This window comes from Streptomyces sp. NPDC048290 (assembly GCF_040652095.1).
Taxonomy (GTDB): Bacteria; Actinomycetota; Actinomycetes; order Streptomycetales; family Streptomycetaceae; genus Streptomyces.
Genome location: NZ_JBEZLM010000045.1, coordinates 1 through 25,630, shown reverse-complemented (window position 1 = coordinate 25,630; position 25,630 = coordinate 1). Strand labels below are relative to the sequence as shown.

The following is a 25,630-nucleotide window of genomic DNA, read 5'->3' as shown; positions in this document are numbered from 1 at the left end:
CTCTGGGAGGTGATCGGGACTTGGTGGCGCCTAGATTCGTCCCGCGTTCGAGCCGCGCGGGTTGCGTGCGGTCCGCCAGGCTTCGAGGTCCTGCTCCGTGAGCACCTTGAAGTTGTCGTCGACGGAGATGTGTCCGAGGGTCTGCTGGAAATACAGCGCCCAGCTCTTGGTGATGAGGCCGGGGAAGAGCGTGGTGGTGGCGAGGTGCTGGAGGCTGCCGTGCCAGGCCTGGATGTCGTGGAGTTCGCTCGCGCTGGAGCCGACACGACTGGGGAACCGCTGGTGGATGTCGTCGGCGCTGATACCACCGTCGTCGCCGGTGTAGTGGAGGTTGAGGATGGACTCCTGGCTCATCTGGCAGGTGTCGCGGGCGTAGGCCACGCCGTCCCCGCTCTTGAGCAGGGTGTAATCGCCCCAGACCTGGAAGGCGTTCTGACGGTCCTTCGTCGCAACCCAGAGGGACGCCTCGTTGAAGTGGTCGTGCAGGGCCGCGGTGGAGGCCTGGGTGATCGACGAGGTCAGCATGTACAGGTAGTTCTGGTAGACGTCGTCGAGGCTCTGGCCGCCGTGGGCGATGACGCCGGAGGCATCACGGCGCTGCGCTCGGGTGGTGTACTCCTGCCCCGTCTCGGGATCCTTCACCACGCCCGTGTAGGGCCATTGCGTGTACACGGCCGATCCGCCGGCGAGATGGGGCTGCTGACCGGCGGTCATGTCCTTGATCTTGTCCCAGTTCGGAACGTGGAGGAACGACTGCCCAGCGGCCCACTGAAGGAACCACTGCATGACCAGGGTCTTGTTGATGAGGTGGCCCGCCGCAAAGGAGTCCTGGAGGAAGTGGTCGGCGTAGCACAGGTGGAGCTGGGCGTGGTACCAGTCGGAGCTGTCCTCCCCTTGGCCGTAGGACTTCTCGGCGTAGCTCCGCGCCTTCATGTAGTAGGCGTACCAGCGGTGCCAGGAGAACGGGGCGAAGTGGCACGCGTTCCTGGCCAGCAGGGCGTAGTAGGTCCCGACGACGTTCTGTGCCTTGCCTACCTGGTACTGGGTGGTGAGGCTGTTGACCCTCGTGGTGTCGAGGATGAGGTGGATGAACTCCGGCCACCGCCAGTTGACGATGTTCCCGTCGAAGTTCTGCTGGTCCCCGTCGTTGAGCAGGTAGTTGTTCCCGATCTGGTTGTGCAGTTCCTGCCGGACGCTCTGGAGGATGGGGAGCAGGACCTCCTTGGGTTGTTCGGCCAGGATGTCGGGCTGTGGCAGGTAGTCGGGCAGCGTGTTGAGCTCCCCCCAGGTGACGAGGAGGCCGCTCTTCTGCAGCCGGACCATGCGGAGCGCGCTGAAGGGAGCATGCTCGCGGATCGAATCCTCCGTGACGTCTTCAGGGTGGGTCTGCCAGAGGAGCTGGTACGCGCGGAGCTTCCTCAGGTAGTCACCCGAGTCGCCCTCCCCCTTGTGACCTGCCTGGGCCCGGGCGACGATGTCGAGGTCCACGGAGTTGCACTCGCCGAGTTCCTTGTGCTCAGCCGAGCCGTGACACTGCACAACGACCGGCGAGCCGGGCGTGATCCGTCGGGGCGCCGTCCAGGGACCCGCGGGTCGGCGTCCGCCGGCCACGGACGTCGCCGCCAGTTCGGCCCGGTGCTCCGCCGGGTGGCCGGCGGCCTGCACATGATCGCGATCCGCGCCGCCACCGTCGTGGGGCTGGGCACTGTGCGCGATCTCGTGCGCCAGCAGGCGCATTCCTGCGGGTGTGGAGGGACGCCATGACCCGCGGCTGAAGAATATGTCCGCTCCCACGGTGAAGGCATCGGCGTGGAAGGACCGGGCCAGGTGGTCGGCCGTGGGGCCGAAGTGGACGTGGACCTCGCTCAGATCCACGCCGAAGGCCGCCTCGAGGCGCGCCCGCTCCGTCCCGTCCAACGGGGTTCCCGTTCCGATCTGCCGACGTACCAGGCTGGCTGTCGCTGGGGCCAGGAGTTGCATTCTTCGGTACACCTTCCTCTCTTCAGATCGGGGTTTCGCCGCTAGCTGCCGAGGTACGTCTTGAGTGTCTTGAGGATGGTGAAGAACCAGCTCTTGGCGGGATCTTTCTGCCAGGACTCGATCACTTGCCAGTCCCTCCCGTTCAGCACGCTGTAGTCCTTGTCGAGCGTCGCGAGTTCGTTGTCCCAGGGTGCGGTGGGATACTTCTTGTGAAGGTCGGTATAGCTGGAGATCTTGTTGCTCTGGATGTCCTGAACCGCCTTCTGTCCTTCAGCAAGGCGGGCGGATACGTCCGCGCGCAGGGCGTTGAACCGTTCGGTGGTGCACTGGTAGAAGGCTGCGCCGAATTGCAGGCCCTTGGATTCGTCCCAGGGCCCGCCGTACCAGTTGTGGGCCCTGTCCGCGTACGTGACCGGTTCGAAGCCGACTTCCTCGAAGAACTCACGGTTGGCACACTGCGGAATGGACTCGTCCGCGTGGCATCCACCGCCCGGGAGGCACAGGTCACCGCCTCCGCTTCTGATTTGCATGCCCGTCCGGTAGATGTCCCCGCCGCTGCCGGCTCCGTCGCGGTAGTAGAAGTAGCCGCGGGTGTTCTTCCGCGGCATCAGGAACCGGCCCCCGGGTTCGTAGAGAACGGCGTAGCCGTATGTAGCCATATCCACTCCAACTCACTGTCGTGTTCGCGATGCCGGCGGTCGTTGGCCTGCCCTCTGTATGAGCGCGTATGGGTGGTCGGTGCGCACGCCGGTGACGGTGTGGCGCGCGCACCGACCGTGCGCTTGCGTTCGATCGGATGGGGGGTCGTCTCAGCCGCTGACGCTCGCGGAGCCGTTCTCGATGTGGCCCATGAGCCGTCGTTTGAACGAGGTGTCCTCGGCGAGGGTGAGTGTCAGGTCGTACCAGCCGTGGGCGGCGCTGGTGTTCCAGGTGATGACCGTACTGGCGCCGGGTTGCAGCGGGTACTGCTTCTGGGCGGGCTGGCCGCCGGTCGTGTAGAAGTCGGCGTGCACAGTGGCGGTGACGGATGAGGTACCGCCGTTGTGAAGGGTCAGGGTGAGCGTGAGGTCGTTGGCGGAGAGCGTGGTGGTAGCCGTGACGTCGGCGCCGGCGCTGGTGGTCCTGCCCTGGAATTCGCGGCGGAAGCCGTTGGGGCCGGTGAGGGTGACGGCGTACTGTCCGTCCGCCGGGATCGGTACACCTTCGCTGGCCGCGGCGGAGACGTCGAAGTGCCTGGGGTCGTCGTACTCGTGCCGGTAGGGGTAGAGGGTGAAGTGTGCGCTGGCAGGTCCGCTGTTGGTCATGGTGAGGGTGAGTACGCTGTGGGAGGGGTCGAGTGCGCCGTTTGCGTCCGGCTGGTAGGGCAGGGGCCGTGCGGGGCGGGCCGGCCGGTCCGTCTCGACGATCCGCTGCTGGGTCTGGCCGAAGTCGAAGACAGACGACAGGTCGCCTGCCACGGTCCGGCGCCAGGAGCTGATCAGCGGCTGCCTCACACCCAGCCAGTTCTCCAGGAACCTCACCTGCGAGGTGTGGTCGAAGACCTGGGAGCAGACGTACCCGCCGGCGGTCCAGGGGGAGACCACGATCAGGGGGACCCGGTTGCCGAGCCCGAGCGGGGAGATCCCGAGCGGTGCGATGTCGACGTACTCGGTGTCGAGGGTCTGGTAGTCCAGGGGCGGGACAGGCGGGGGAACGTGGTCGAAGAGGCCGTCGTTCTCGTCGTAGCTGATGATCAGGATGGTGGAGTCCCAGACCTCCGGGTTCTCGGCGATGGCGTCCAGGGCCTGGTAGACGACCTTCTCCCCCTGGCTGGGGATCGAGTACCCGGGGTGCTCGGTACCCGCCGACGGGGCCACCAGGTAGGAGACCTGGGGGAGGGTCCCGGCGGTGATGTCATCCCGGAATGCCTCGAACATGGCCTTGGCTGTGGCGCCGTGCGGCCGGCTGCGTGTCAGCCCGCGTTCGTAGAGCTCGCGCCGGGTTCCGGTGAGCTTCTTCACCTGGATCTCGAAGGGGACGAGCTGCTGGTCCTGCTCTGCGGGTGAGAGTTTCGAGAGCCTGGCGTAGAAGTTGTAGAGGCTGGGGCAGTCGGTGTCGAGGCCGGCACCGCTGAGCAGCAGCTGGGCGATCTGCCGGAACGCCGCGTGGTACTCAAGGTTGTTGTCCCAGAAGTTGTCCCACTCCTGGTAGACCTTCCAGGTGACCCCCTTCTCCTGCAGGCGCTCCGGGTGGCTGGGCCAGTTGTAGGGGTAGGGACTGTAGGTTCCGGGTGACTCCCGGTCGTGGGCGGCGGGGGAGATGACCCGGGTTCCGTCGGGTTCGTAGCCGCCGTAACCGGTGAACAGGTAGTTGCGGTTGGAGGCCGTCTCGCTCATCACCGAGGAGTGGTAGGCATCGCAGATGGTGAAGGTGTCGGCGAGTTCCCGGTAGAGGGGGACGCCGTTCTTCCCGTAGTAGGTCATCGTCCTGTCGCCCTTGGCCGCGACCCACTTGTCGCTCCAGCCCCGGTTCCAGGCCTCGTGTCCGGTCGTCCAGTCGTGGGCGGTCGAGGAGTCCTGCGACCCGTCGTCCGCGAGCAGACGGGGTTCCAGACGGTTGTTGCCGTCGGGCTGGGAGAAGACGGGGTGTCCGTCGGGCAGGAGGATGGCGTTGCGGTCGTCCCTGCCGCGCACGCCGGGGAAGTCGTAGAAGTAGTGGTCGAAGGAGCGGTTCTCCTGCATCAGGAACACCACGTGCTTGACGACGGTCTTCAGCTCGCCCTTGCGCACCGGACGGCTCAGGGCACGGCGCAGTGACAGCGGGAGCTGTGATTCGCTGTTCGGCATTGCTCTCCCCACATGGATCTCGGCAGTGCTGCGGGACGGGGCGTTTGCGGTTGCCGGGCGACAGGCTCTTGCGGCCCGTGCAGCGGCGGGTATCCGTTTCGGGCCTGGACGTGGCCGGGCTACAGGAGGCGGCAGAGGTAGACGAACTGGCCCCTCGCGCCGGTGTTGAGGTCCGTGGGGTCGTACGTCCACGGCACCGGGGGCTTGATGGAAGACACGTCCGAGAGCACGACGTCGAGCGACTGGATCGGGGTGCCTTCCTTGCGCGTGTAGCAGGCGTAGATGCTGTGGTGGTGGGTCGGCGTGCCCTTGTTGAGATCCGTGTCGATCTTGACGTAGCCCTCGGGCGCCGGAGCCCCGTCGAGCACGAAGACGATGTCGGTGATGGGGTGCTTCGTGCCGTCGAGCTCATACGCGAAGTACAGGAAGTCTCCGTGGGCCCCGGAGTTCAGGTCCCGGTCGATCTTGGTCCAGCCGTCCGGGGTCGGCTGACCCTGGTCGAGGACGGCGAGTCCGGTCAGTGCCACGATGTCCACATCCTCTCGGAGTTCGTCTGGCAGGTACGGATACGGTCCGGCGGTGGGCCGGGGGAGAACCCCTCGCCCGGGAACGGGCCCACTCGTGGGCCTGGACGGCGCTGGACAGCCCGGAACCGGTCCGGGGTCTTGGCCCGCGTCGGAGGTCGGACTCAGGGCCCGCGGCCCCGCAGCATCCCGGGGCCGCCGTAGTCTCGACGGGTACCGGGCGTCCCCTGCGGGACGCGTCGGGTGAACAGCGCGGCGGCGCCGCCCGGACAGGCCCGCTGCGCCCTACCGCTCCGGCGCTCGCCCGGATGGCGAGGGCTGGAACAGGTGCGGCATGATCCGCAGGGTTCCGATGATTCCGCGTGCCCTCCGCACCGCGGCTGTCATGGTGCAGCACCCGGCCGGCCCCGGGGCTGCGGTATCAGGGAGGTCACACCCGTGCCCGCCCACCGCCCGCCCACCCGTGCTGGTGTCAGGGGGTGGCGTAGACGCAGTAGACCAGGCCGTCGAAGGTCACCAGCGTCGGGTATCCCGCGGGGGCGTCCTTCTCGTCCTTCCTGATCCGCACCGGCGGATCCCACTGCTTCCCGTCGGTCGAGGTCGTGTAGTACGGGTGGCGGTTCGCCTGGTTAGACGGGACACCTCAGGATTCACCCAGAACAGAGCCCTGCCGGGCGCCGTCTTAAGCCAGGCGTCTTCTCCATTGCGCGCGGCGGGTGTCTCTTCGAATGGGCATGCTGAGGCGCGGAGCAAGTCTGCCCTGTTGGCGAAGGGGCGAATGCCAGCAGCACGGATACGGGAGCCACTGCGCGATGCGAGGAGGATACCCAGGGTTCCCGCGCTCGGTGCTGAAGGCAGGGGGATCGCCGATCGACATCGGGATTTTTGACGGCGCCATGACGGTCAAGGCTTCTCCGATCCCGCTCCGAGAAGGACTCCATCAACATAGCTACAGGCATAAGACAAAGGCAATAGCCGATTTACTTATATTACTAATAGAACTGCTGGGATCCATGCTCCTGTCGATACGTGAGACCGCCACCCTGAAGGCTGATGTGCCGCATTTTCAGATGGACGCAAATGCAGCTGTGTGAAGAGAGTTACCGAGTAATCCATTGAGGCGCTTCAGTCTCACGGACGCCACCGGCTTGATGGGGATCGCATCATCGCCTCCGATGTTTCTTCAGCAAATTCAGGCCGCCAGCAGCCCCTGGAGAGACCGGTGCGGCGACCGGGGTACGCGAGGCCGGGCACGGCAGCCAACACCCCTCGCCCGGCACCCCGAAGGCCATCCACCATGACGATCACCGACCTCGGCAAGCGGTGCGCCTTCTGGTCGACAAGCGATGTCCTTTACGAGGCGCGTCGCCATCGGCGGTCGGAGTCACGACTGTAGACGGTGTGCCGCCAGAGGCCGCCCGGAGCAGTCAAGATCGTTTGGTAATCGGTCAAGATCATCTGACACGGGTCACGTGCGCGACGAATTCCCGACCGGTTCACCGGCCAGGGCGGACGAGAAGGCCCGGCCGACCACGGACCTGATCGGCGACGGCCCACACACGGATGATCCCGAGGCACCACGCCGCCCGGCGGCATCACCTGCCTCCCCACCCCGAGCCACCCCGCGGCCCGGGGGTATCGCCCACGCGGACGGCCACCATTCAACGCGCCCGGCGTCTGTCAACGCTCTGCGCTGCCGAGGTCCTGCGGAACACGGAGACCACGACCACATCACCCTCACCACCGAAGTGGCCACAGCCCAGCTCAACGCCCCTCCCGGAACCTGCATCGTGAAGTTGTCAAGCGATGACCGAACCGAGCAGCGACAACGGCCGCGCCTTCCGGCGCGAGATCGAGCGGGTCGTCAACGAGATCGCCCAGGGGCTCAGCACGTTGGACGCTGGTGTGGGCTGGTTCTCCGATCTCGCCCGGACACGCCAGCAGGAGGTTCTGCAGGAAGTCGCCGGCTATGCGATGCAGGCGCACATTACGGCAGCGGACGGCCGTGCGGGGGTGGCGCGGTCCGGTGTGAAGCCCACGGCCAACCCCTCCGTGATGATCTGCATGGACCCGCCCAGCTACGGGTTCGCGGGACTCCCCTCCGCCGAACACGTCAAAGCATTCCGCGTCCTCGTTTCCGTGTTCGCCGCTGCGGACGCTCGCCGCCGCGAGACGTACTGCAAAGGCGCCTGCAGACATGCGTGGCACAACCTACCTGCGGGAACCGAGCCGCCGTAGTATCGGCCACTCCGCCTCTGGCTCGGCTGATTGTCGGGCGACCCATCACGCCTGGCGCCCGGTCAGCTGACCTGGACTTTTTCGGCTTGGGTCTTCGCGTGGGCCAGGCGGGAGGACTCGGTACCGGTCTGGATGATGGCGCCGTTCAAGGTGAGCCGGTCGATGGCCGTGCAGAGCCGGGGGTCGGTGAACGTCTTCGCCCAGATCCCGGAGGGCATCGCTGACCTCTGAGTTCACCGGGACCGGCTGGCCCCTCTCCAGCGCCCACCGTGCAGGAGAGGGACCCGCCGCCGCACCGGCTGATCACCGATCACCACGCGCCGTCGTACCACCGTTCGCCCGGCGGGGGAACGAACTGGTCCTGCGCGCAAGGCTGCCCGCGCAGGGCTGGTTCATTGCGGTCGTCGCTCCCCCGGCGCGGCCTTGGCGATGGCCTTCTCGATGTGGGTGTCGACGAGCGTGGGGGAGCCGGAGACGACGACGAGCACTGTCCCGCTGCGCACGGCGGTCTGCTTGACGGCGTTGTCGAGGCCGGCGGTGGTGAGGGTCACCAGGTGGGACCACTGCTGGTCGCCGAGCAGGGGCGGGGCCAGCTTCTGCACGGTGACCTTGACGGGGGTGCCGCCGAGCACGAGCTGGTGGACGGGACAGGAGGCCATCGCCGTGAAGATCTGTCCCGCGCCCTGCGCCAGCCGGTCCGGGACGTCGCTGTAGAGCTCCACCGTCAGGTCCGCGCCCCGCTGCCCGCTGTGGGTGAAGGCTGCTTCCGCCCGGCGGGGGAAGCTCAGTGCGGCTCCCGTTCCGGCCTGGTCGCCGAGCTGTTCGAGCGCGGGGCAGCCGATCACCGCCACATCGTCCTGTCCCCCGGTCCGCTCCGGCTTCGAGGTGTAGCCGTGGCCGAGGTCCCCGGCGTCGAGGAGCCGGCTACGCAACTGTTCCGAGGACAGCACGGCGGCATCGGATACGTCGGACGTCCTGTCGCGTGACGCCGTGGTCACGGGGACGGGGCCCGATTCGGCGGGCGCCAGCGCCTTGGTGGCGGCGAAGGACAGGGCCAGAGCGGTGGCGGCGAGAGCGGAGACGGTGAGGACGGGGCGTGGCGGCAAGGATCTCCCTGGTGCTGGTGCTGGTGCTGGTGCTGGTCGGGCTCGGGTGGCGTGCGGTTGGGGGGCGGGGTGTTCTGAGGTCAGTGGCCGAGGAAGCGGATGCCGTCCTCGTAGGTGGCGTGGTTGTGTTCCATCGGGCCGCTGTGGCGGTTGAACCAGGCGGTGTCCAAGCGGGTTTGGATGGTTTCGTGTCCGGCGCGGCAGCGGAGCCACACGGTGCTCTGCTGGTTGAGGACAATCCAGTCGCGGTAGGTGCCGCACTCGGGGCAGGTGAGGATCTCGCCGTCGGCGATGAGGGGGCCGGGCCAGGGCATCATCATCCCGGCCGTCTGCTGTGACGGGGCGATGAAGTCCGGCGGGAGGAAGTCGTCCACCTCCACCACCGGCTCCCTGGCTCCCCGCGCGGCAGCGGCAGCCGCCATGGCCGCCTCCTCCCGGTCCAGTTCCTCCAGCGGGTCCATCCGGCCCTGGAAGTACACCCCCGTCCCGTCCTGAGCGGGCCGCCGGTTGTGCCAGCGCCGCGCCTCGCGCCTGCGTCTGAACATCCCTTTCCCCTTCCGTCGGTTCCTTCGCGGGATCACAGAGCGTGCCCCACACGATGGCCTGTTTCAACTCTGGAATCCGTGTACTCATCTGGCCAGGCTCCGCTGGTCAGGACCGCCGCCAGGACCCCGGACGGCCGGCCGGGCCGTGGGGGTGGCCGGGGTGCCGACGGGAGGCAGGGCGGTGGTGTCGGCGGGCAGGCCGGCCGTCCGCCGCAGCCGCCACACGAGGACGTCGCTGATCGAGTCGGCGGTGCCCAGTTCCCGGCGGACCGCGGCCTGGGCGAGCAGGACGGCCGGATCGTGTCCGGCGGCCTGGGCGTCCGCGAGGGTCGCGGCCAGGGCGGGCCAGCCCGCCTCCGCGAGGACCCGCTCCGCCAGCTCCGGCACCGCGGCCCGGACCAGCCCCGCCTGCTGTCGCCGGAGCGTGGGGCTGAGGCGGAGGGCGCGGGCGTGGAGGACGCCCAGCGGGTGCCCGGCGGCTTCCTGGTAGGCGGCCCGCAGATGCTCGGCCGCCTGCCGGGCAGCGGCGGCCTGCTGAGCGTGGCCCTTGCCGGCGTGCCAGTGCGCGGCGGCCAGGACCAGGAAGAACACCATGTCGATGACCATCGCCGTGGTCGCCCCGTCCTCGCCCCGTCCCAGCGCCGGGCCGCCGCGTACGAGGTCGCGGGCGGCCTTGCGCAGGGCACGGTCATGGCCCTGGGCAGCGCGGATGTGGGAACGGGTGGCCCGCTCGAAAAGGAAGGCCGCCTCCCGCAGCTGCTGGCGGGTGTGGGCGGCGGACGTCTGGGCGAGCGCGTCCAGGACCTCACCGCGCTCCGGACGGACCTGCCGGCCGAGAAGATCGACGGGCTGTGCGACGTGCGTCTCTACCGCCAGCGCGCCTTCGCCGAAGACTGCCCCCGCGAACTCGACGCCCTCATCGACGAGAGTGCCCTGCGCCGCACCATCGGTGGTCCCGGCGTCATGCGCGAGCAACTCGAACACCTTCTGGCCGCATCGGAATCGCCCGGCACCACCATCCGGATCCTCCCCGCCGAGGCCGGCGGCCATCCCGGCCTCGCCGGGCCCTTCGTCATCATGACCTTCCCCGAGGCCACCCACGCCCGGGACATCGTGTGGATCGAGACCCTCAGCACGTCCGTCTACCTCGACCAGGAGACGGAAGTCGCCCGCTACACCGACGTCTTCACCCGTCTGTGGGACCGGGCCCTCGACCCCGCACGCACCCGCAGTCACCTCAGAGAACAGATCCAGGAGCTCCGCACGTGAACCACCAGCGCCCGCCTCTCCCCGAGCTGTCCGCCATCGCCTGGACGGTTTCCTCCCACAGCGGAGGCGGCGGCAACTGCGTCAGCGTCGCAACCACCTCCGGGCACGTGCTCATCGGCGACAGCAAAGTCCCCGATGGCCTTCCGCAGGTGTTCACCCCGGCGACGGTCAGCGCCTTCCTCCGCGCAGTGAAGGACGGGGCATTCGGCCTGCACCCGCAGCGAACCGTCTGACCCGCACAGAACGGGGAGGCTGTCCCTCAGCACAGCCTCGCGGCTCTGTGCCTGGCGGGCCGACGTCAGGCGCGGGCCCGGCCGCCCAATCACGGCGTCTCATCGACCCCGACTGGGCCTGCCAGAGCATCGCCGACCCAGGCGCGCTGCGCGCACGACATTCACTCCGGCGGGAGACTTGGACCATGGACGTCCACCGAACACGCATCAACGCGTACCGTCCTCCGAAGTGGCGTGGCCGTCCGTCAATGGGGGAGGGATCGACCGTGGTCAGCACTCAGACCTCCGCAAACGCGGCGTGACTTCTGGTGGCTGTCTGCTGGATGCTCGCCTGCGCCACGTCGTTTGGCCGTGCGCGTCTACGCAGATCGCGGAGGTGACTGGTGAATGGTGTGAAGGAACCGCTGGACGCCTTCGACTTCGCGGTGGTGTTTGAAGCCTGGTGTGAGCTGGCTGATCTGCCGGGTGCAGCGGGTGGCGCCGATGCGGTGGGAGAGGGTGAGGGCTTCGTGGGCGGTGTCGGCGCTGTGATCGATTTCGCCTTGGCGTAGCAGAGTCTCGGCCTCGTAGGCGAGGAAGACCGCGCGGGTCTTGTCGCGGGAGGTCGGCAGGAGGGCTACGCCCTGGGTGATCTGGTGGAGGGCGGGGCCGGTCTCGCCGAGGTCGATGAGGCAGCGGCCGGAGTCGACGGCGAGGTCGGCCGGGCTCATCCAGGAGCACCAGGCCGGCGGGGCGGTGGTGGCGGTGCTGAGGGCGTGTTCGGCGGCGTCGAGGGAGCGTCGGCAGGCGCGGGCTTCGCCGTTCATGGCCAGGGCCCGTGCTTTGCGCAGGTGGAGCAGTGAGCGGGCGGTGGAGTTGTGGGTGCGGGTCAGTGCGTGGTCGAGGACGTCGATGGCGGGGGCGGCGTGGCCGAGCCAGATGCTCTGGTAGGCGAGGTCGGCGAGGATGCCGGCGCCGCGGTCGGTGTCCGCGGCCTGGTGGGCGGTGTGGAGGGCGGCGGTCCAGTAGTGGGCGGCGGCGGCATGGTCTTCGTGGTCGAAGCGGTGCCAGCCGATCGTCTGGGCGAGGCCGGAGGCGAGCTGGTGCAGGCGGGTGCCGGTGGTCTCGTCGTAGATCGCGTTTTCGAGCATGCCGACGACGGTGTCGTAGTAGCTGTCGAGGAGCTGGGCGGTGTGCTGCCGGTCGGCGGTGGCCATGCCGGTCAGGTGCTGGACACTGGTTTCGAGCCAGGTGACGAACTGCGGGGCGACCGCCTGGCCCTCGCTTGCGGACGCGGCCAGGGCGGGGTCCAGCGTGGCCCACTGCTGCGCGAGCGCGGTGAGGGTGGCGGGGGCGAGTCCGATCAGGGTGCGGCGGTTGAGCATGGCGCGGCGTCGGGCCTCTCTGAGTGCGGCTACCGGTGCCCCGGTGTCCAGGGGAATGGGTGCTTCGTTTCCCGGCAGCCAGTACGGCCAGCCGAGCGCGGTGACATGGTCGGGGCCGATGCTGAAGACGTCGGCGATCAGCTGCTGGTACCACGGGGCCGGTGCACGGGCTCCGTGGCGTTCCCACACGGAGATCTGCTGCTTGGTGGTGCCCGCTCGCCGGTCGCGGCGGCGCGCGGCCTTCTTGATCCCGTCCGCGAGGTCGCTCTGGGACAGGCCGTGGAGGGACCGGGCGATGGCGAGCGGGTGCTGGGGCAGCGTGTCCACCCGTCCATGACAGCACCTGGACGGCCGGCTCGGGGCCGGGTCGCGGCAGTCGCATGACCCCGGCATGACCTTCGAACGCTGGTTCCCATGGCGTGTGTTGGGTGTACTCGTCGCACTGGACGGGCTGCCCTGGAGCAGGCCCCGGAGCAGATCGGAGAGGCTGACGTGGCCGATGGGGTGACGATCGCGCTGAGTGGCGCGGACAACACCGGCAAGACCAAGCAGCTGGGAATCCTGGCGCGCCGGATCGGCTCCGCCGCCGAGGCGACCGGGCCGCTGGACGCGCACGACGCCCGCTGGGCCGGGATCAAGAAGAACGGCATGGGCACCTGGTGGTTCTGTGCCGGAACCGTCCAGGAGGTCGCCGACGTGCTGGCCGCCTCCTATCTCCAGCGCTCCCGCCACCACCGCACCGCTACGGGTGTGCGGCTCATGGACCGGGGCATCCCGATGCTGGAGGCGTCCCTGGCCGCGACCGTCGCGGTCCGGGAGGACCTGACCTGCGACCAGGCCGCAGACCGGGCCCGCGAACTGCTGCAGCCGTACACCCAGGACCTGCAGACCGCCGAAGCCGGCGAGCACGGCGTGGTGTTCCTCCACCACGACGACCCGGCGACCGGCACCACCCGCGCCCTCTCCCACGAAAAGAGCATCACCCCCGCCTACGCCGCCTACCAGCGCCACCTGCACGACCAGATCCACCGCATGGTCGCCGGGAACCGCTTCGAGCACGTCATCGTCATCGACGGGCGCCCCGTCGTCGCGGTCCAGGACCAGCTGCGCCGCCGACTGCACGCACACACCCGGCTCGTACCGGCCGGATGCCTGCCGGGCGTCCGGATCGTCGCGCTCGGCGGGATGTCCGAGAGCGGCAAGAGCACCGCCGGGGAGTACCTGCGCACCCGCCACGGGCATGCCCGGCTGAAGATCGGCTACCTGATCGAGGACGCCGCACACCGTGCGGGTATCGGCGACCCGTACGCCATCGCGCCGCTCGTACGCGCAGAGCTCCTCCTGGACGGACTGGACCGCTACGCCGCCGCGCACCACTTCCACGACCGCTTCACCCTGGAGTCCCTCCACGAATTCGACGTCACCGCCGAACTGCGCCGTATGCTCGGCGACCAACTGGCCATCGCCTACATCGAGACCACGGCCGAACTGCGAGCCGTACGCGGGACCGCGGGCCCCCGTGACGTGACCGACCGGGACGCAGTGAAGGCATCCCGCGGCGCGCCGCGGATCGCCGCGATCGCCGACGCCGTGGTGGACAACAACGGTGCCCGCCTGGCGCTGGAGCGCCGCCTGGACCGGATCGCGCTCGACGCCGCATGGCCCACCGTCGCCCCGGCCACCACCCCGGTCAACGGACTCGGCCTGCCCGTCGCCCTGGAGGTGTTCCTGACCACCCTCCTGGAACGGACGACCAGCGGGCCCGAGCCGCTGATCGACCTGCTCGCGGTCACCGGCAGCGGCGCCCGCGGCAAGTACCAGCACGGCTGGTCCGACCTGGACGTGTTCGTCATCGCCGAGCCCGACCGGACCGCCGATCTGCACAGGGTGCTCAACGAGGTCCGAAGCGAACTCGGTGATGTCAAGCTCGGCCTGACCGTCCTGAGCCAGGCCGAGTGCCGGGCCGGCGCGGTCACATCCCGCCTGCTGCACGTTCTGACCCTCCTCGGCACCGGCTCCCTGCTCCCGCTGTGGACCCGCCCGGGTCTGACGATCCCCGCCCCGCCGATCACCGCCGACATCACCGCAAGCATGGAGGCCGGCGTGCAGTCGGCCGTCGAGATCCGCCGCCAGCTCCTGAAGGGCGCCCCGGACCTGCGCGCCCTGTTCAAGGTGACGGCGCTGCTCGCCAAGGTCCTGCTCCGCTTCGACGGCGTCGAGTACGCAGGAGACTCCGAAGCCCTGCACCAGATCCTCAACCACCCCACCCGCACGATGCACGCGAACCTGGTGCAGCACGCCCGTACCGACCGCGCCGCCGCCCAGACCCTCGGTCAGCTCGTCCTCGACCGCTGGATCGCCACCATGCCGACCGTCGAGACCGCGGCATGACCACCCACCCGCACCCGCCTCACTTCCGCAAGACGCTCCCCGCGGGGAAGGTGACGATGGAGGAGTCCGGCTGGCTTCAGGTTGCCGGCCGGCTCCAGGTCCCCGCCCTCCTCGACCGCACCCGCCTCGACGCCCACACCGACGTCATCACATACGAGAACGTCTTCCACTCCGGCCGCTGTCGGATACTGCTCGGCGACCTCATCGCGCTCGCCGACCACGGCCGGGCCGACCCCGCCGACCTCATCGACGCCGTCTGCGACGACCTCATTGCCATGGCCGCATCGACCGGCCGCACCATGCCCCTGTCCGCCTGCGTGTCCGCCCTCTACGCCGACCGCATCCGCCCCGCGGGCCGCGTCGACACCTGGTACCTGAACCCGGACCTCACGCTCCCCGACACCGCCACCGGCCGGAGCATCCCGGTCGCCTCGCTCACCGGCTACACCGCGACCGTCAACGACATCCCCCTCATACTCGACGTGCCCGCCGCGATCGACGCAGCACGCACCGCGCTGCACCCCGACAGCCAGTGGGCCACCGCCATCACCCAAGGCGATCCGACCGAACCCAACATCGCCGCCAGCGCCTCCGGGGCGTGCTGGCTCGACTTCGAACACGCCGGACGCAACACCCTGGCCGGCGAAATCGGCAACCTCCTGTGGTACCTCCTCGCCCTCGGCGGCTGGCTCGTCCCCACCTACCAGCCCGACATCCACACCCGCACCCTGCACCACCACCTCCCCCCGGTCGCAGTCCCCACCGCCGAACACACCGAACTGTCCACCCGCAACAGACACCTGGACATCCACACCACCTGGCCGACAGGCCCCGGCCGCCACACCGCCCTCAACCGGTTCCTTGCCCGCCTCACCACCGACCTCGGCGAAGCCGCCGCCCTACCCCCCGACCGGGAACTCCACACACTCACCCCCTTCCTCACCCTCCGCATCCTCGGCGTCATCCCACCCCACCACCTCACCACCACCGACCTGCTGCTCCTCCTCGCCAAGCTCGCCCAGGCCCAGCACCTCCAGAACGACGTTCCGTTCACCCACACCGCCCTCACCAGCCCCCTGGAGCCTCCGTGACCACACCCCTGCTCGACCTCCCCCTCACGGCCCGCCCCCTCCAGGGGCGCGTCGCCCTCGTCACGGGCGCCGCCACCGGGATCGGCGCAGCCACCACCCGGGCACTCGCCGCCGCCGGCGCCACCGTGGCCATCGGCCACCTCACTCAGATCAACCAGGCACGCCGCGTCCTGGCCGAAGCACGCCAACTCGGATCCGACGGCATCGAGGTGAGCGCCGACCTCACCGACCCGGACGCCGCCGACCGGATGATCAGCCAGGTCACCAGCGAACTCGGACCAGTGGACATCCTCGTCAACAACGCCGGCGCCTACCCGCGCCAGTCATGGGAGCAGACCGACGAGAGGACCTGGGCACACGCACTCGACGTCAACCTGACCATCCACTACCGCGCCAGCCACGCCGTCACCCCTGGCATGCTCCGCCGGCAGTGGGGCCGCATCATCAACGTCTCCAGCGTCAACGCCCGCGCCGGACGCCCCGGACTGACCGCCTACAGCACCGCCAAGGCCGGCCTCATCGGCCTCTCCCGGTCCCTGGCCAGGGAACTTGGCCCCCACGGCATCTGCGTGAACACTGTCCTCCCCGGCGCGATCCAGGTCGACACCGAGAACACCCTGCCCACCCACCACCGCACACACCCCCAGGACCAGATCGCCCGCCAGTGCGTCCCCCGCCGAGGACAGCCCGACGACGTCGCCGCCGCCATCGCCTTCCTCGCCGGCCCCACCGCATCATTCATCACCGGCCAGTCGTTGCACATCGACGGCGGCTGGCTCATGAACTAGCCCACCATCCCCACCAGCAAGGACAACGAACCCGTGAAGCAGCGCGTCCGCGCCATCCTGATCACCCCGGACAGCACCACACTCCTCATGAAACGCGTCCGACCCGGACGCGCCCCCTACTGGGTGGCCGTCGGGGGCGGCGTCGAAGACACCGACACCACCCACGAGACCGCGCTCCTGCGCGAGATCCGCGAAGAGATCACCGGCGAGGCACAGATCGTGCGCCCGTTCCACCAGCTGAAGAACCCGTCCGGCGAAACTGAACACTTCTACCTCGCCCGCATCACGACGTGGAACTTCGCCGACCGCAGCGGCCCCGAGTTCCAGCGCGACGACCGCGGAGAGTACCTCCTCGAGGAGATCCCCCTCACCCCCGAGGCCCTCGCCGCACTGAACCTATTGCCGGAGGAGATCTCCGTCGTACTGCGAGCGGCGCTCAAGCAGGGCGACCTGCTCGCCTCGGTGTAGAACAGCGACACGGGCGTGCACACAGCGGGCGCACGTCTGGCGTGGACAATGCCCTCGAAAGGTGCTGTCCATCGGCGCCGGGTCGTTCATGACGCCAGGAACTGGCGGCCTCACACAGCCAGGTGGAAGCAGCGACCCCTGCCCGCTGGTGCCACTGAAGCATTCCTTCGCCGACAAGTGGGGGTATTGAGGTGACTACACTGCGCGCCTGCCGTTGTGGGTCGCTGGCGGGAGCCGCTCTCGGTGAGAAACCTGGCGGTGCGACGAGGAAGGTGGCGGTGTGATGGCAACCGATGTGGAGACAGCGGAGGTGCTGCGCGCGGAGCTGGTCGCGTCCCTGCGGGCCGGGGGGTCGATCACGTCCGAGGCTGTGGCGTAGGCGTTCGGGACGGTTCCCCGTCATCTCTTCGTGCCCGAGCTGACGCCCGCGGAGGTGTACGGGGCGCCGGAGGCGTTGTTCACCAAGTACAACGCGCGGGGCAGGGCGACGAGTTCGGTGTCGGCGCCGTGGTTGCAGGCCCGGATGCTGGAAGCCGCTCAGGTGGGTCCCGGGATGAGCGTGCTGGAGGTGGGGTCGGGGGGCTGCAATGCGGCGATGCTGGCGGAGCTGACGGGTGACCAGTCGCTGGTGACGACGCTGGACATCGACCCCGAGATCACCGCGCGGGCGCGCCGGCTGCTGACAGACGCCGGGTACGGGGGCGTGCGGGTGGTGGAGGCGGACGGCGCGAGACCACTGAACACGGGGGTCCCCACGGAGGGGTTCGACCGGATCATGGTCACGGTCGGCGCTTCCGATCTGCCGCCCGCCTGGCTCGACCAGCTCGCTCCCGCCGGACGGCTGGTGGTGCCGCTGCGCTTCCGCGGCCTGTCGCGCACGGTCGCTTTCGCCAGGGAGGGCGGCCATCTGCGCAGCGACCAGCTCATCGTGTCCGGGTTCGTCGCCATCCAGGGCGACAGCGCGCACGCGCCCCGCACGCTGAAGCTGGCCGGGCCGGACGTGCGGCTGACGGTCGACGAGGACCAGCCCGCCGACACCGAAACCCTGGCCGAAGCGCTGACCGGGCCCCGATACGAGCAGTGGACCGGTATCGGGCTGGGCGGGTCGGAGGGACTCCTCGCCCGCCTGGAAGTGTGGCTGGCGGGCGCTCTCGCCCCCTACGGCAGACTCCGCGCCACCCCCGCTGCCGCCGAACAGGGCCTGACCGGCTGGGTACTGGACAAGGGCATGCCCGCCGTCTGGTCCGAAGACTCTCTGGCCTACCTCACCCTGCGCGTCGAGCCCGGCGCGGTGGGGGAGCGGTACGAGTTGGGGGTGATCGCTCATCGTCCGGACCGTGAAGGGCTGGCGGACAGCCTGGCCCGCGCGGTGGTCCGGTTCGACCGGGAGGCCCGACACGGGGGCCAGCCCGTCGTGCGGGCCTTCCGCCGCGGTGACACCGGACTGCCCGCCGTGGTGCACATCGACAAGGCGCACGTGCGTCTCACGGTCGGCTGACCCGAACGGGGGCTGCCCTTACCGGGCGGTCCCAAGGTGTGTCCGCGGGCGTGCGTCTGCGGACCGATGTGGAGGGAGCTCAGATGGCACCACTGACACACCAGTTCCAGCAGTCCGAGGTGACGGTCGAACTGCCCGCGAGCCTGGCCGACATCTTCGACCTCGAGCCCGCCACGCACGACATCGACGCGCTCGGGGTCTTCCTCAGCGAGGAGGACGAGGGCGACACCACGGGAGACGGCTGCGGGGAATCGCCGCCGCAGGGCCCGACCACCGGCTGCTGAACCACCCGCAGCCCCTCTCTGGGCTGGGGGCGCTGCCACTTCCTGAGTCAGAACGGCGGCTCTTCGGCATGACCGCCTGCCCAGGAGGCACGTTCGGCCGCACGCCGGGTACGAAGTCCGCGAACGCTCAGGTCGTCCGTGTTCTCCAGGCCGCTCGTGTCATGTCCCCAGGCGTTCAGCGCCTCCAGGACACGGCCGCGCTTGTCGCGGTCCGTACTGGTGGCCAGCGGATCACGGGCTCGGTCGGCCGGCTCTCCTCGCTGCCGAGCGAGAGCCGGGTGCTCCGCCAAGGAGATGGCGGCAGTGACGGCCGCGGCACGGACCTCCGCATCGTCGTGGCCAAGGAAGGGCTGGACGGCGCAGTAGAGCACTGGACGCAGGTCCCGAAACGCCCGCACCTCCGGACAGTCGTCGAGAAACTCTCTCCCGCAGGAGCGTTCGCCGGCGGCCACACTCTCGTCGTCGGCGTCGTAGGCGGTGCTGCCGAGCCAGTCCAGGAGCGCCGCACGGGTGGGACGATGCCGCGCCCGGTCCGTGTCCTGGCCGTGTTCGCCGGTCTCGGTGGCCGGATGGCTGAGAACAGCTGCCACGTACAGCGCTACGGGCATGGTGGCTTCGTAGATGCTGTTCTGGTGGGTCACCGCCCCGAGGGCGTCGGCGACGGCCGCGGCCCGGGTGCCCGGATCGTGGTCGACGAGGCGTGCCAGCGCTGTCGGGAGTGATGCGCCCGTCCCGGACGGGGTGGTCAGTGAGGCCCAGTCCGTCTCGTCCAGGAGTGTCTGGTGGTCCAGGAGTTCGTCCGGCAACACGGCGTCGGCTTGGCCGGGGGCTTCGGTCAGAGACCGAAGCTACCGCGATTTCGAGCGGACCACGGGATGTCGCATGGCCGGTGCGGAGCATCGGCTGGTGTTCGTCGACACGCTTCTCGCTGCCACCCGGGCCGTCGGCGAGGTACGGCCCCTGCCCGCCGAGCAAGGCTGCACCGTCAGCCGCTCCAGTAGGCTGCGCTGGTCATGGACACGCACGCCGCACCCGAGCAGACCCGGCACGATGTGCACGCTTGTGGTCCGCCGATCCTGCAGCTTTTCCGGGATGTCGTCGCCGATCGCCTGCCGGACCGCATGCCGCTCCAAGCGGCGATGCTGTTCGGCTCAGAGATCGACTCCGGCTGGGACGACCGGGCCTTCCTCGCCGAGTTCTACAACGAGATCCTCCACCAGGACACCTGCCGGCCCAACACCGCTGACGGCCTCGCCCTGCTCGCGGCCCCGGCCGTCGACGACCGGATTCCCGCCCGACAGCGGTTCGAAGCCGTCTGCCTCCTGTTCAGTGCTGCCACCGTCGCTGAGCGGCACCTGGCCGGGACCTGGCCAGCCGCCCCGCCGCATGCGGATCCGGACAGCGAGGCACGGGCCCGCAACGCGGTCCAGTCGCACACCCCTGATCTGCTGGCCCGCTGGCCGGCCGAGTGCCCCGCAGTTCGGCTGGCCCTTGCCGGCCTCGCCGTCGTCTTCCCGACGGACCGCACCCTGCCCGCCCTGACAGCACGCCTGCACACCTTCACGAACCAGCACCCCCGGGGCACGGACATCGGTGACTACGTGCGATTCGTCCTCGTGCTGGCCGCCCAGAACGACGGCCAAACCCTCGAGGTGACCGAGGAACTCACCGACGCCTACTGGACGGGCACAGCACGCGGAGTGCCGGCACGGGCACGAGCCCTCCACCTTCTCGGCCAGATGCTGACCAGGGTCGGAGCCGGACTCACCCGGCCACGCGCCGGGCAGTTCCCCCCCGCCCTTGCCGCTGATTCTTGTGACCATTCACGGGCCTCAAGATCCGCAATTGCTGCCCAAGCAGGCGGACAAACGCTGGCCCTCGTAAGACTCCGCCTCCAACGCAAAGCCCTCAGTGGCCAGGACAAACGACCTCGACGATCCGCCCGCCGCAGCTCATGGTCCGTTGAGGTTGCTGTCAGCGTTGCCGTCGGATGTCTGGAAGCTCCAGTGAACAATGCGTCGGTGGACGTCCAGAGGTGACGGAACGGTCCGGCAAGGGGGCCGGTATCGCGCTACTCCAGATTACCGAGAGTCCCCTGCGGCCCCTCCGCCACGATCGCGCGGAGAGCCTCGACCATGGCTGCCACTCCACCCCTGGGCACGATCACGAGATCAGCACACTGGAAGAAGACTCCACCGCCATACTCGCCGGTTTCCCTCCATCGATCCATCACCGTTTCGATCGCACCGGGAGTCATAAGCTCGCACTCCACCGGGTGCCGTCAGGGAGTCGCAGCTCGGCATCGACATCCTCCACGGTTTCCGTCGAGTCATCAGCACCTAGCATGAAAAGCGCAGTGAAATCAGGTTCCCTGACGACGTGGTAGGTGCCGTCTTCCGCAGGGTCTAGGTGATTGCTGCCCATAGACTGCCTCAGCCTCGCGATCACCTTGGACTCGTTCCCCTTGTCTGCCTTGACGACAATGGTAGACGCACAGTTCCAGCCAGCTCAGCTCCTCCTTGCAGGACCTGCGGGAGCCGCGCAGATCCGTGCCCGTACCGAAGCCTGCCGGGCGTTCGTCGGGGCCCGTCAGGCCCTCTTGGAGGACACTCGATCTCGGAATCCGGGCTGTGGAGGGGGCCGGTCAGGCCCTGCCCGAACTCATCCGCACGGTTCCGCAGGCTCTGCCTTCGTTCCCGTAGGTGAGGCCGCGAGGGCATTGGTCTCCTGGATGACTCCTCCTCCAGCCCCCCCCGGCCGTCAGGAGCAGCCCGGACCCCCCGGGTACCTGCCGTACGCCCTCGTACAGGGTCCGCCCAGGCCAGTGCTCCGGCCCCACCGCCATCTGCGCGGCCATCATCCCCAGGTCAACACCGGCGCCGACCTGTTCGGCGAGCCGCCCCATACCGGTGGACCAGATCACGCCGCACGCCGTCGGAGCGTAGAAGACCGGGTGCGCACCGGACAGATCCCCGCACACGAACAACTCCTCACCACGGCGGGCGACCACCCAGCCACCCCCGGCCCGCCCCGCCACCCCGGCCAGCTCCGCCCACCGGCCCGCACCCGCCGCCGTCAGCACTTCCCCGTGAAGCCCGCCGACGGGTCCGGGACCCTGGGTGAGGGCCACCCGGACCCCGTCCCCCGCCACCACGGTGGTCCGGCATCGCGGCCCAGTACGGACACCCGGCATCCCGTCCACGACGCTGCCCGCACCCCACCCGGCACCTCCCGGCGTCCCGCCCGTCAGCCACCCCTCCAGCATGAGCTCCACCCTCCTTCTCCGCGCAGACGGGCCCGGGCGGGCCGGCCAGCCACCGACCCGCCAGGACTCGACGCGCCGTGTGTCAGTTGGAACTCTCGAAGTAGTTGGTGCCACCGGTGTCGGCGTCGTTGAAGTTCTGCTGCCCCAGCGTGGACTCCTCGGCGCTGAAGGCGGCCGGCAGGCCGAAGACCGGACCGGGGGACACCTCGACCCCGGGCTCGGCCGGCTGTGCGGAAGGACTGATGAACATGACGCTTCCTCCAAACAGTGATCGCATCCGAATCGGTCGACCGCCGTCCACCCTCCGGCTTCACACCGTCGTGGGGGGACCGCGGCCTCACCAAAAAACTCCCCCAGACGCCCAACCAGCGATAGACACTGTGCTGTTGCCCCGTGTTGCTTCCCTCACCCCGCCATCGATGCCGAGGTGTCGCCGTACACGGCTGGGGATCCACATCACGAGGTCATGCATCACCGCGTCCCTACCGGCCGCAGCCTGACGCCTGACGCGAGATCTGGACCTACACGGCAGGAAGCTGCGCCGGGACAGCGTCGTCCTGCTGTGGCTGACAACCCAACCGCGATCCGCGTGCGTTCCCGGACCCGGGAACCCGCGACATCCGCCGCGCCCCGAACCGCCACCTCGCCCCGGGCCGGGGGCATCCACTACTGTCTGGGCGCGCCACGGGCCCGCCTTGAACGGTGAAGTGACTGCTCAGGCACTGGAGCCACTTCGCCCCCAGCGGACCGGTGCGGTGAGGTACAAGGACCCGCGGCACACCATCGGCGCGAAGGAGATCCCCCTGAGAGCGGGATGAAAGGAAGGCTGACCGTGCATGACACGGGCCTCGACCCAGGGCCCCTTCTGCGGAATCCAGACCGCTGGTCAAAGCGGCTGCGTAGTCACGGGCTACCCGACAGATGACGACATCACGCCCGGGACTTCGTGTAGACCGAGACCCTCAGCACGTCCGTCCACCTCGACCAGGAGACGGAAGTCGCCCGCTACACCTGCGCTTTCACCCGTCTGTCGAACAGCGGGGCCGTCGGCGGACGTCATGCTTCTTCGTCGACCAGGCCGAAGTCCTGAGGGAAGGCCTCAAGGAACTCCCGCCGGGCGGGATCGGCCTCTGCCTCAGCCATCCCGCCAAGCACATCAAGCAGGTCACGCCGTTGATCGCTCGACATGTGCTTGAGCCGCGCAGCCATACCCTCCATGGCCTTCACCGCGTCATCGGGATCCATCTGTTCGTCGTCCGCGCCGTCGATGAACCAAGCCATGTCGACCAGGGCCTCAGCCAAGGCATGCGCCAGCGATGAGTACTCAGATGCCACGGTGATCTCCCCCAAAACTACGGTCCCGGGCTGCATGGCCCATCCCACCACATCGCTTCCGGCATCAAGGACCTGCCCGCGGCCAGCACACCGTCGGCATCCCCTCGGACACAGCTGCCTACATCCCCGACGTCATCTCCCGTGAACAATCACCGGCACCCTGATCGCCCGCCGCCTCCCGATGAGGCGGACAAACGCTGCTGCTGAAAGGGACGTGAAGGGGATGCAGGTCGGGAAGTCGAAACGCTACGACCGAAAGATGTCGGACCTGGGTGCCGCTCAGAAACTCGTCCAGATTATCGAGGATGGTTTCGGGGTGGCGACTGGCGATATGTTCAAACAGCCCGGGCGTGAAGACGGGGGATTCGGGAACCGGTCCAGCGCGGTCCTGGGGTCGTACAAGTTGACGGCCAAGTTGGAATCAGTCGACAAGTATGCTCGAGGTCGCGTCCGTTACACTGTTCAAGACACCATCACCCGCGAGTCGGGGATGCGTTCCCCGACAGGCAAGGGATACCAGGAAGGAAAGGCCTTCACGCCGTTGAAGATACTGTTTGACGGGCTGCAGCGGAGATTTCCCAACGGCCAGCGTCCCACGCAGGTGAAGGTCTCCTGGACGGAATCAATTGCGATCCCTTAGAAGGTTGTGTCGCGGAGGGCTCGTGGCCCTGTCGGCTGTCGCTTTGACGGCATGTACCGGTGGGACGGACCCGGAAACCACCCAGGGTCTGACCCGCCACCAACTGGTTGGCCTCTGGGTGGCCGGCGGCGGTGGTAAGGCTCGACTCGCTCCGGACGGAACCGTCTCGCTGTCAGGTATCGAATGCCAGGACATCCTGCCGGATGGGGGAAGCGATCTGGTCAAGGCAAAAGGGGCGTGGCAGTTGCGGCCACGGCTTCCTGGAGAGTCGACCCGTTGGGTCGGGCTCGATCTGCCAGCGGGGACGTGCGGAAGTTCGGGCGAGTTCGAAAGCGGCTTCTATCCCTATGAGGGATCTGGGAAGTTGACCCTGTCGCTCGACGGACCAGACGCGACTGATGAGAGTTTGCTCTTCGTCAAGAAGTCGTAACGGGCGTACGTTGGATCGGGCTGATGTTCCGTGCCAGGACCAGTTCCCTAACTTCGATCGTTCATGAGGGCCCGTCTGCTTGCTGACGGGCCCTTTTTGTGGTGAGCGTTGGTGGGGGTTTTCGCAGTCTCGGCAGGTTGAGCGCCCGCCTCTCGTGCCGGGTGGCCGCCGGTTCCACGGCTCCGGTGGGTTGGTGCTGCTCGCGGGGATGGGAAGGTACTGGTCAGCCGGGGTTCGGGAGGGCGTTGAGCCGGTTCAGGGCCAGTGCGCCGCGAGGCGGAGGTAGCAGCGGCGGCCGGTGGTGACGAGTTGGGCGGCGGTGGAGAACAGCCGAAGCCGCAGGCGGCGGGGCTCCCAGAGCCGGGCTGAGCCGGTCAGGGCGAGCAGTCGTATCCAGGCGAGCAGGTCGAGGGTGATCTGCACGGTCTCCAGCCAGATCTGGTTCTGTGCCGTGTCATGGAGGGGGAGGTTGCGCAGGCCGGTGGCGCGGTGCGTCGGCGAGCCGGTTCACGGACGCGGTCGCGGCCGTGGTCGGGGCCTAGCGGGCGACTGCCTCGCGTTGGCCGGACATCGGCAAGGTGTCGCCGTGGCAGCTGGCCTCGGCTGCGAGCCGGGCCCGTTACTGTCGCCGATCTGGCCTTGATCCTCGGTCAACACCAAATTCCCCTGATTCTGGGTGGGTTGCCCCCGGCAGCCTCGGCGGATCCATGTCCGTGACGGGATGTCAGGAAGGTGGCCGTGTCGAACGACGACGAGGTTCGGACCGAAAGAGCCCGGCGGATCGGCCTGTTCCGATACATGCTGATCAGGGAGGCCGCGGACCCTAGCCTGAGCGGCCGGCAGCGCGGTGCTCTGGTGCGCAGGCTGGCCCAGCAGGGGCACATCGACGCTGATGGCCGGCCAGTGCTGTTTGTGACAGGTTGCAGCGGCACCACTCGGGCAAGTTCTTTGGGCTCCACCTTGATCGACATTGGATTTGGCGCCACCTGTCCGGCTAGGTGACGACATGCCCTCGTCCGAGCCAATGGTGTGGGCTGCCTGTCCGATCCCGACATGGTGTGTCCGTCGTTCACGGTCATGTCGGAGGCCGTGCCGTTGGTCGTGGCCGTGTCGGGAGGCCAGGGTGGGCTTTGTTGAGCTGCCCCGCGTTTCGTAGCGGCCGGTTTGCGTGGTTTCACGCGGCGTTCACTGCTGCCTGGGATCGGTAGTGCTGGGTCTCGAATTCCTCGGGTGGGAGGTAGCCGAGAGCGGAGTGAAGGCGCTCGGTGTTGTACCAGCCGACCCATTGAACGACAGCGCGTTCGACCTGGTCAGCGTCCCGCCAGGGCCCTTGGTGCTCGATCAGCTCGGCCTTGA

General features: G+C 68.7%; 22 protein-coding genes and 4 pseudogenes. 12 read left to right on the top strand and 14 right to left on the bottom strand.

Annotated elements, in window-relative coordinates; genetic code table 11:
- Positions 1–30: 30 nt before the first annotated feature.
- From AB0D49_RS40610 to AB0D49_RS40595, 4 genes are all read right to left on the bottom strand, one after another.
- On the bottom strand, positions 31–1,917 hold the full coding sequence (locus tag AB0D49_RS40610; RefSeq protein WP_362768924.1) for a DUF4157 domain-containing protein: 1,887 nt from the start codon (positions 1,915–1,917) through the stop codon (positions 31–33).
- 104 nt (positions 1,918–2,021) lie between these two features.
- Positions 2,022–2,639 (bottom strand): NUDIX hydrolase, encoded by a 618-nt coding sequence (locus AB0D49_RS40605; protein WP_362768922.1) that lies wholly within the window; start codon positions 2,637–2,639, stop codon positions 2,022–2,024.
- 150 nt (positions 2,640–2,789) lie between these two features.
- A complete protein-coding gene (locus AB0D49_RS40600; RefSeq protein ID WP_362768919.1) occupies positions 2,790–4,805 on the bottom strand; it encodes an alkaline phosphatase family protein in 2,016 nt (671 codons plus the stop codon).
- A 119-nt stretch (positions 4,806–4,924) separates the two neighbouring features.
- Positions 4,925–5,332 (bottom strand): hypothetical protein, encoded by a 408-nt coding sequence (locus AB0D49_RS40595; RefSeq protein WP_362768916.1) that lies wholly within the window; start codon positions 5,330–5,332, stop codon positions 4,925–4,927.
- A gap of 842 nt (positions 5,333–6,174) precedes the next feature.
- Between AB0D49_RS40595 and AB0D49_RS40590 the strand changes: the two genes are divergently transcribed.
- Positions 6,175–6,423 (top strand): hypothetical protein, encoded by a 249-nt coding sequence (locus tag AB0D49_RS40590; RefSeq protein WP_362768913.1) that lies wholly within the window; start codon positions 6,175–6,177, stop codon positions 6,421–6,423.
- Positions 6,424–7,135: 712 nt separating this feature from the next.
- Positions 7,136–7,567: a DUF5958 family protein gene (locus tag AB0D49_RS40585; RefSeq protein ID WP_362768910.1), complete on the top strand. Its 432-nt coding sequence runs from the start codon at positions 7,136–7,138 to the stop codon at positions 7,565–7,567.
- 62 nt (positions 7,568–7,629) lie between these two features.
- Here the strand turns inward: AB0D49_RS40585 and AB0D49_RS40580 are convergent.
- The 4 genes and pseudogenes from AB0D49_RS40580 to AB0D49_RS40565 all read right to left on the bottom strand — a co-directional run.
- Positions 7,630–7,776, bottom strand: a pseudogene (locus AB0D49_RS40580) (AAA family ATPase); the annotation flags it as partial.
- Between the two features lie 183 nt (positions 7,777–7,959).
- A complete protein-coding gene (locus AB0D49_RS40575) occupies positions 7,960–8,673 on the bottom strand; it encodes a hypothetical protein (protein ID WP_362768907.1) in 714 nt (237 codons plus the stop codon).
- A gap of 80 nt (positions 8,674–8,753) precedes the next feature.
- Positions 8,754–9,218 (bottom strand): hypothetical protein, encoded by a 465-nt coding sequence (locus AB0D49_RS40570; RefSeq protein ID WP_362768904.1) that lies wholly within the window; start codon positions 9,216–9,218, stop codon positions 8,754–8,756.
- Positions 9,219–9,302: 84 nt separating this feature from the next.
- Positions 9,303–10,028: pseudogene (locus AB0D49_RS40565) on the bottom strand (mobilization protein); the annotation flags it as partial.
- On the opposite strand from AB0D49_RS40565, the gene AB0D49_RS40560 reads away from it, so the two are divergent.
- Positions 9,909–10,487 (top strand): DUF5753 domain-containing protein, encoded by a 579-nt coding sequence (locus tag AB0D49_RS40560; RefSeq protein WP_362768943.1) that lies wholly within the window; start codon positions 9,909–9,911, stop codon positions 10,485–10,487. The pseudogene AB0D49_RS40565 and the gene AB0D49_RS40560 overlap by 120 nt on opposite strands.
- The gene (locus AB0D49_RS40555) at positions 10,484–10,720 is read left to right on the top strand and encodes a DUF397 domain-containing protein (protein ID WP_362768901.1); all 237 of its coding nucleotides are present in this window, start codon (positions 10,484–10,486) and stop codon (positions 10,718–10,720) included. Before AB0D49_RS40560 ends, AB0D49_RS40555 begins: the two co-directional genes overlap by 4 nt.
- A 359-nt stretch (positions 10,721–11,079) precedes the next feature.
- On the opposite strand, the gene AB0D49_RS40550 is transcribed toward AB0D49_RS40555, so the two are convergent.
- The gene (locus AB0D49_RS40550) at positions 11,080–12,411 is read right to left on the bottom strand and encodes a helix-turn-helix transcriptional regulator (protein WP_362768898.1); all 1,332 of its coding nucleotides are present in this window, start codon (positions 12,409–12,411) and stop codon (positions 11,080–11,082) included.
- 165 nt (positions 12,412–12,576) lie between these two features.
- Here AB0D49_RS40550 and AB0D49_RS40545 point away from each other — a divergent pair, with 165 nt between their 5' ends.
- The 6 genes and pseudogenes from AB0D49_RS40545 (at position 12,577) to AB0D49_RS40520 (ending at position 18,604) form a co-directional block, all read left to right on the top strand.
- Positions 12,577–14,475: a nucleotidyltransferase domain-containing protein gene (locus AB0D49_RS40545; RefSeq protein ID WP_362768895.1), complete on the top strand. Its 1,899-nt coding sequence runs from the start codon at positions 12,577–12,579 to the stop codon at positions 14,473–14,475.
- Positions 14,472–15,566, top strand: coding sequence for a hypothetical protein (locus AB0D49_RS40540; protein ID WP_362768892.1), 1,095 nt, complete (start codon positions 14,472–14,474; stop codon positions 15,564–15,566). The genes AB0D49_RS40545 and AB0D49_RS40540 overlap by 4 nt, the downstream gene beginning before the upstream one ends.
- A complete protein-coding gene (gene fabG, locus AB0D49_RS40535; protein ID WP_362768889.1) occupies positions 15,563–16,354 on the top strand; it encodes a 3-oxoacyl-ACP reductase FabG in 792 nt (263 codons plus the stop codon). The genes AB0D49_RS40540 and fabG overlap by 4 nt, the downstream gene beginning before the upstream one ends.
- A 33-nt stretch (positions 16,355–16,387) precedes the next feature.
- A complete protein-coding gene (locus AB0D49_RS40530) occupies positions 16,388–16,822 on the top strand; it encodes an NUDIX domain-containing protein (protein WP_362768886.1) in 435 nt (144 codons plus the stop codon).
- Between the two features lie 391 nt (positions 16,823–17,213).
- Positions 17,214–18,320, top strand: a pseudogene (fxlM, locus tag AB0D49_RS40525) (methyltransferase, FxLD system); the annotation flags it as partial.
- 83 nt (positions 18,321–18,403) lie between these two features.
- Positions 18,404–18,604, top strand: a complete 201-nt coding sequence (locus tag AB0D49_RS40520; protein ID WP_362768883.1) for a hypothetical protein — start codon at positions 18,404–18,406, stop codon at positions 18,602–18,604.
- 47 nt (positions 18,605–18,651) lie between these two features.
- On the opposite strand, the gene AB0D49_RS40515 is transcribed toward AB0D49_RS40520, so the two are convergent.
- Complete coding sequence (locus AB0D49_RS40515) at positions 18,652–19,413, bottom strand: hypothetical protein (RefSeq protein ID WP_362768881.1); 762 nt, start codon at positions 19,411–19,413, stop codon at positions 18,652–18,654.
- Positions 19,414–19,617: 204 nt separating this feature from the next.
- Here AB0D49_RS40515 and AB0D49_RS40510 point away from each other — a divergent pair, with 204 nt between their 5' ends.
- Positions 19,618–20,643 (top strand): hypothetical protein, encoded by a 1,026-nt coding sequence (locus AB0D49_RS40510; protein WP_362768878.1) that lies wholly within the window; start codon positions 19,618–19,620, stop codon positions 20,641–20,643.
- Positions 20,644–21,951: 1,308 nt separating this feature from the next.
- Here the strand turns inward: AB0D49_RS40510 and AB0D49_RS40505 are convergent.
- Both AB0D49_RS40505 and AB0D49_RS40500 read right to left on the bottom strand, forming a co-directional pair.
- Complete coding sequence (locus tag AB0D49_RS40505; RefSeq protein WP_362768875.1) at positions 21,952–22,119, bottom strand: hypothetical protein; 168 nt, start codon at positions 22,117–22,119, stop codon at positions 21,952–21,954.
- A gap of 806 nt (positions 22,120–22,925) precedes the next feature.
- Positions 22,926–23,204 (bottom strand): hypothetical protein, encoded by a 279-nt coding sequence (locus tag AB0D49_RS40500; protein ID WP_362768872.1) that lies wholly within the window; start codon positions 23,202–23,204, stop codon positions 22,926–22,928.
- Between the two features lie 223 nt (positions 23,205–23,427).
- On the opposite strand from AB0D49_RS40500, the gene AB0D49_RS40495 reads away from it, so the two are divergent.
- On the top strand, positions 23,428–23,844 hold the full coding sequence (locus tag AB0D49_RS40495; protein ID WP_362768869.1) for a hypothetical protein: 417 nt from the start codon (positions 23,428–23,430) through the stop codon (positions 23,842–23,844).
- A gap of 685 nt (positions 23,845–24,529) precedes the next feature.
- Here AB0D49_RS40495 and AB0D49_RS40490 read toward each other — a convergent pair.
- Positions 24,530–24,763 (bottom strand): annotated as a pseudogene (locus AB0D49_RS40490) (transposase); the annotation flags it as partial.
- A gap of 685 nt (positions 24,764–25,448) precedes the next feature.
- On the bottom strand, positions 25,449–25,630 hold a 182-nt coding region (locus AB0D49_RS40485), incomplete at its 5' end, for an integrase core domain-containing protein (protein ID WP_362768867.1).

Bases quoted from the DNA above. Each gene is read 5' to 3' on its own strand.
- AB0D49_RS40560 (WP_362768943.1), top strand. From the start codon at position 9,909: ATGGCCCTGGGCAGCGCGGATGTGGGAACGGGTGGCCCGCTCGAAAAG.
- AB0D49_RS40510 (WP_362768878.1), top strand. From the start codon at position 19,618: ATGGACACGCACGCCGCACCCGAGCAGACCCGGCACGATGTGCACGCT.
- AB0D49_RS40585 (WP_362768910.1), top strand. From the start codon at position 7,136: ATGACCGAACCGAGCAGCGACAACGGCCGCGCCTTCCGGCGCGAGATC.
- AB0D49_RS40570 (WP_362768904.1), bottom strand. From the start codon at position 9,218: ATGTTCAGACGCAGGCGCGAGGCGCGGCGCTGGCACAACCGGCGGCCC.
- AB0D49_RS40520 (WP_362768883.1), top strand. From the start codon at position 18,404: ATGGCACCACTGACACACCAGTTCCAGCAGTCCGAGGTGACGGTCGAA.
- AB0D49_RS40505 (WP_362768875.1), bottom strand. From the start codon at position 22,119: ATGTTCATCAGTCCTTCCGCACAGCCGGCCGAGCCCGGGGTCGAGGTG.
- AB0D49_RS40600 (WP_362768919.1), bottom strand. From the start codon at position 4,805: ATGCCGAACAGCGAATCACAGCTCCCGCTGTCACTGCGCCGTGCCCTG.
- AB0D49_RS40540 (WP_362768892.1), top strand. From the start codon at position 14,472: ATGACCACCCACCCGCACCCGCCTCACTTCCGCAAGACGCTCCCCGCG.
- AB0D49_RS40495 (WP_362768869.1), top strand. From the start codon at position 23,428: ATGCAGGTCGGGAAGTCGAAACGCTACGACCGAAAGATGTCGGACCTG.
- AB0D49_RS40605 (WP_362768922.1), bottom strand. From the start codon at position 2,639: ATGGCTACATACGGCTACGCCGTTCTCTACGAACCCGGGGGCCGGTTC.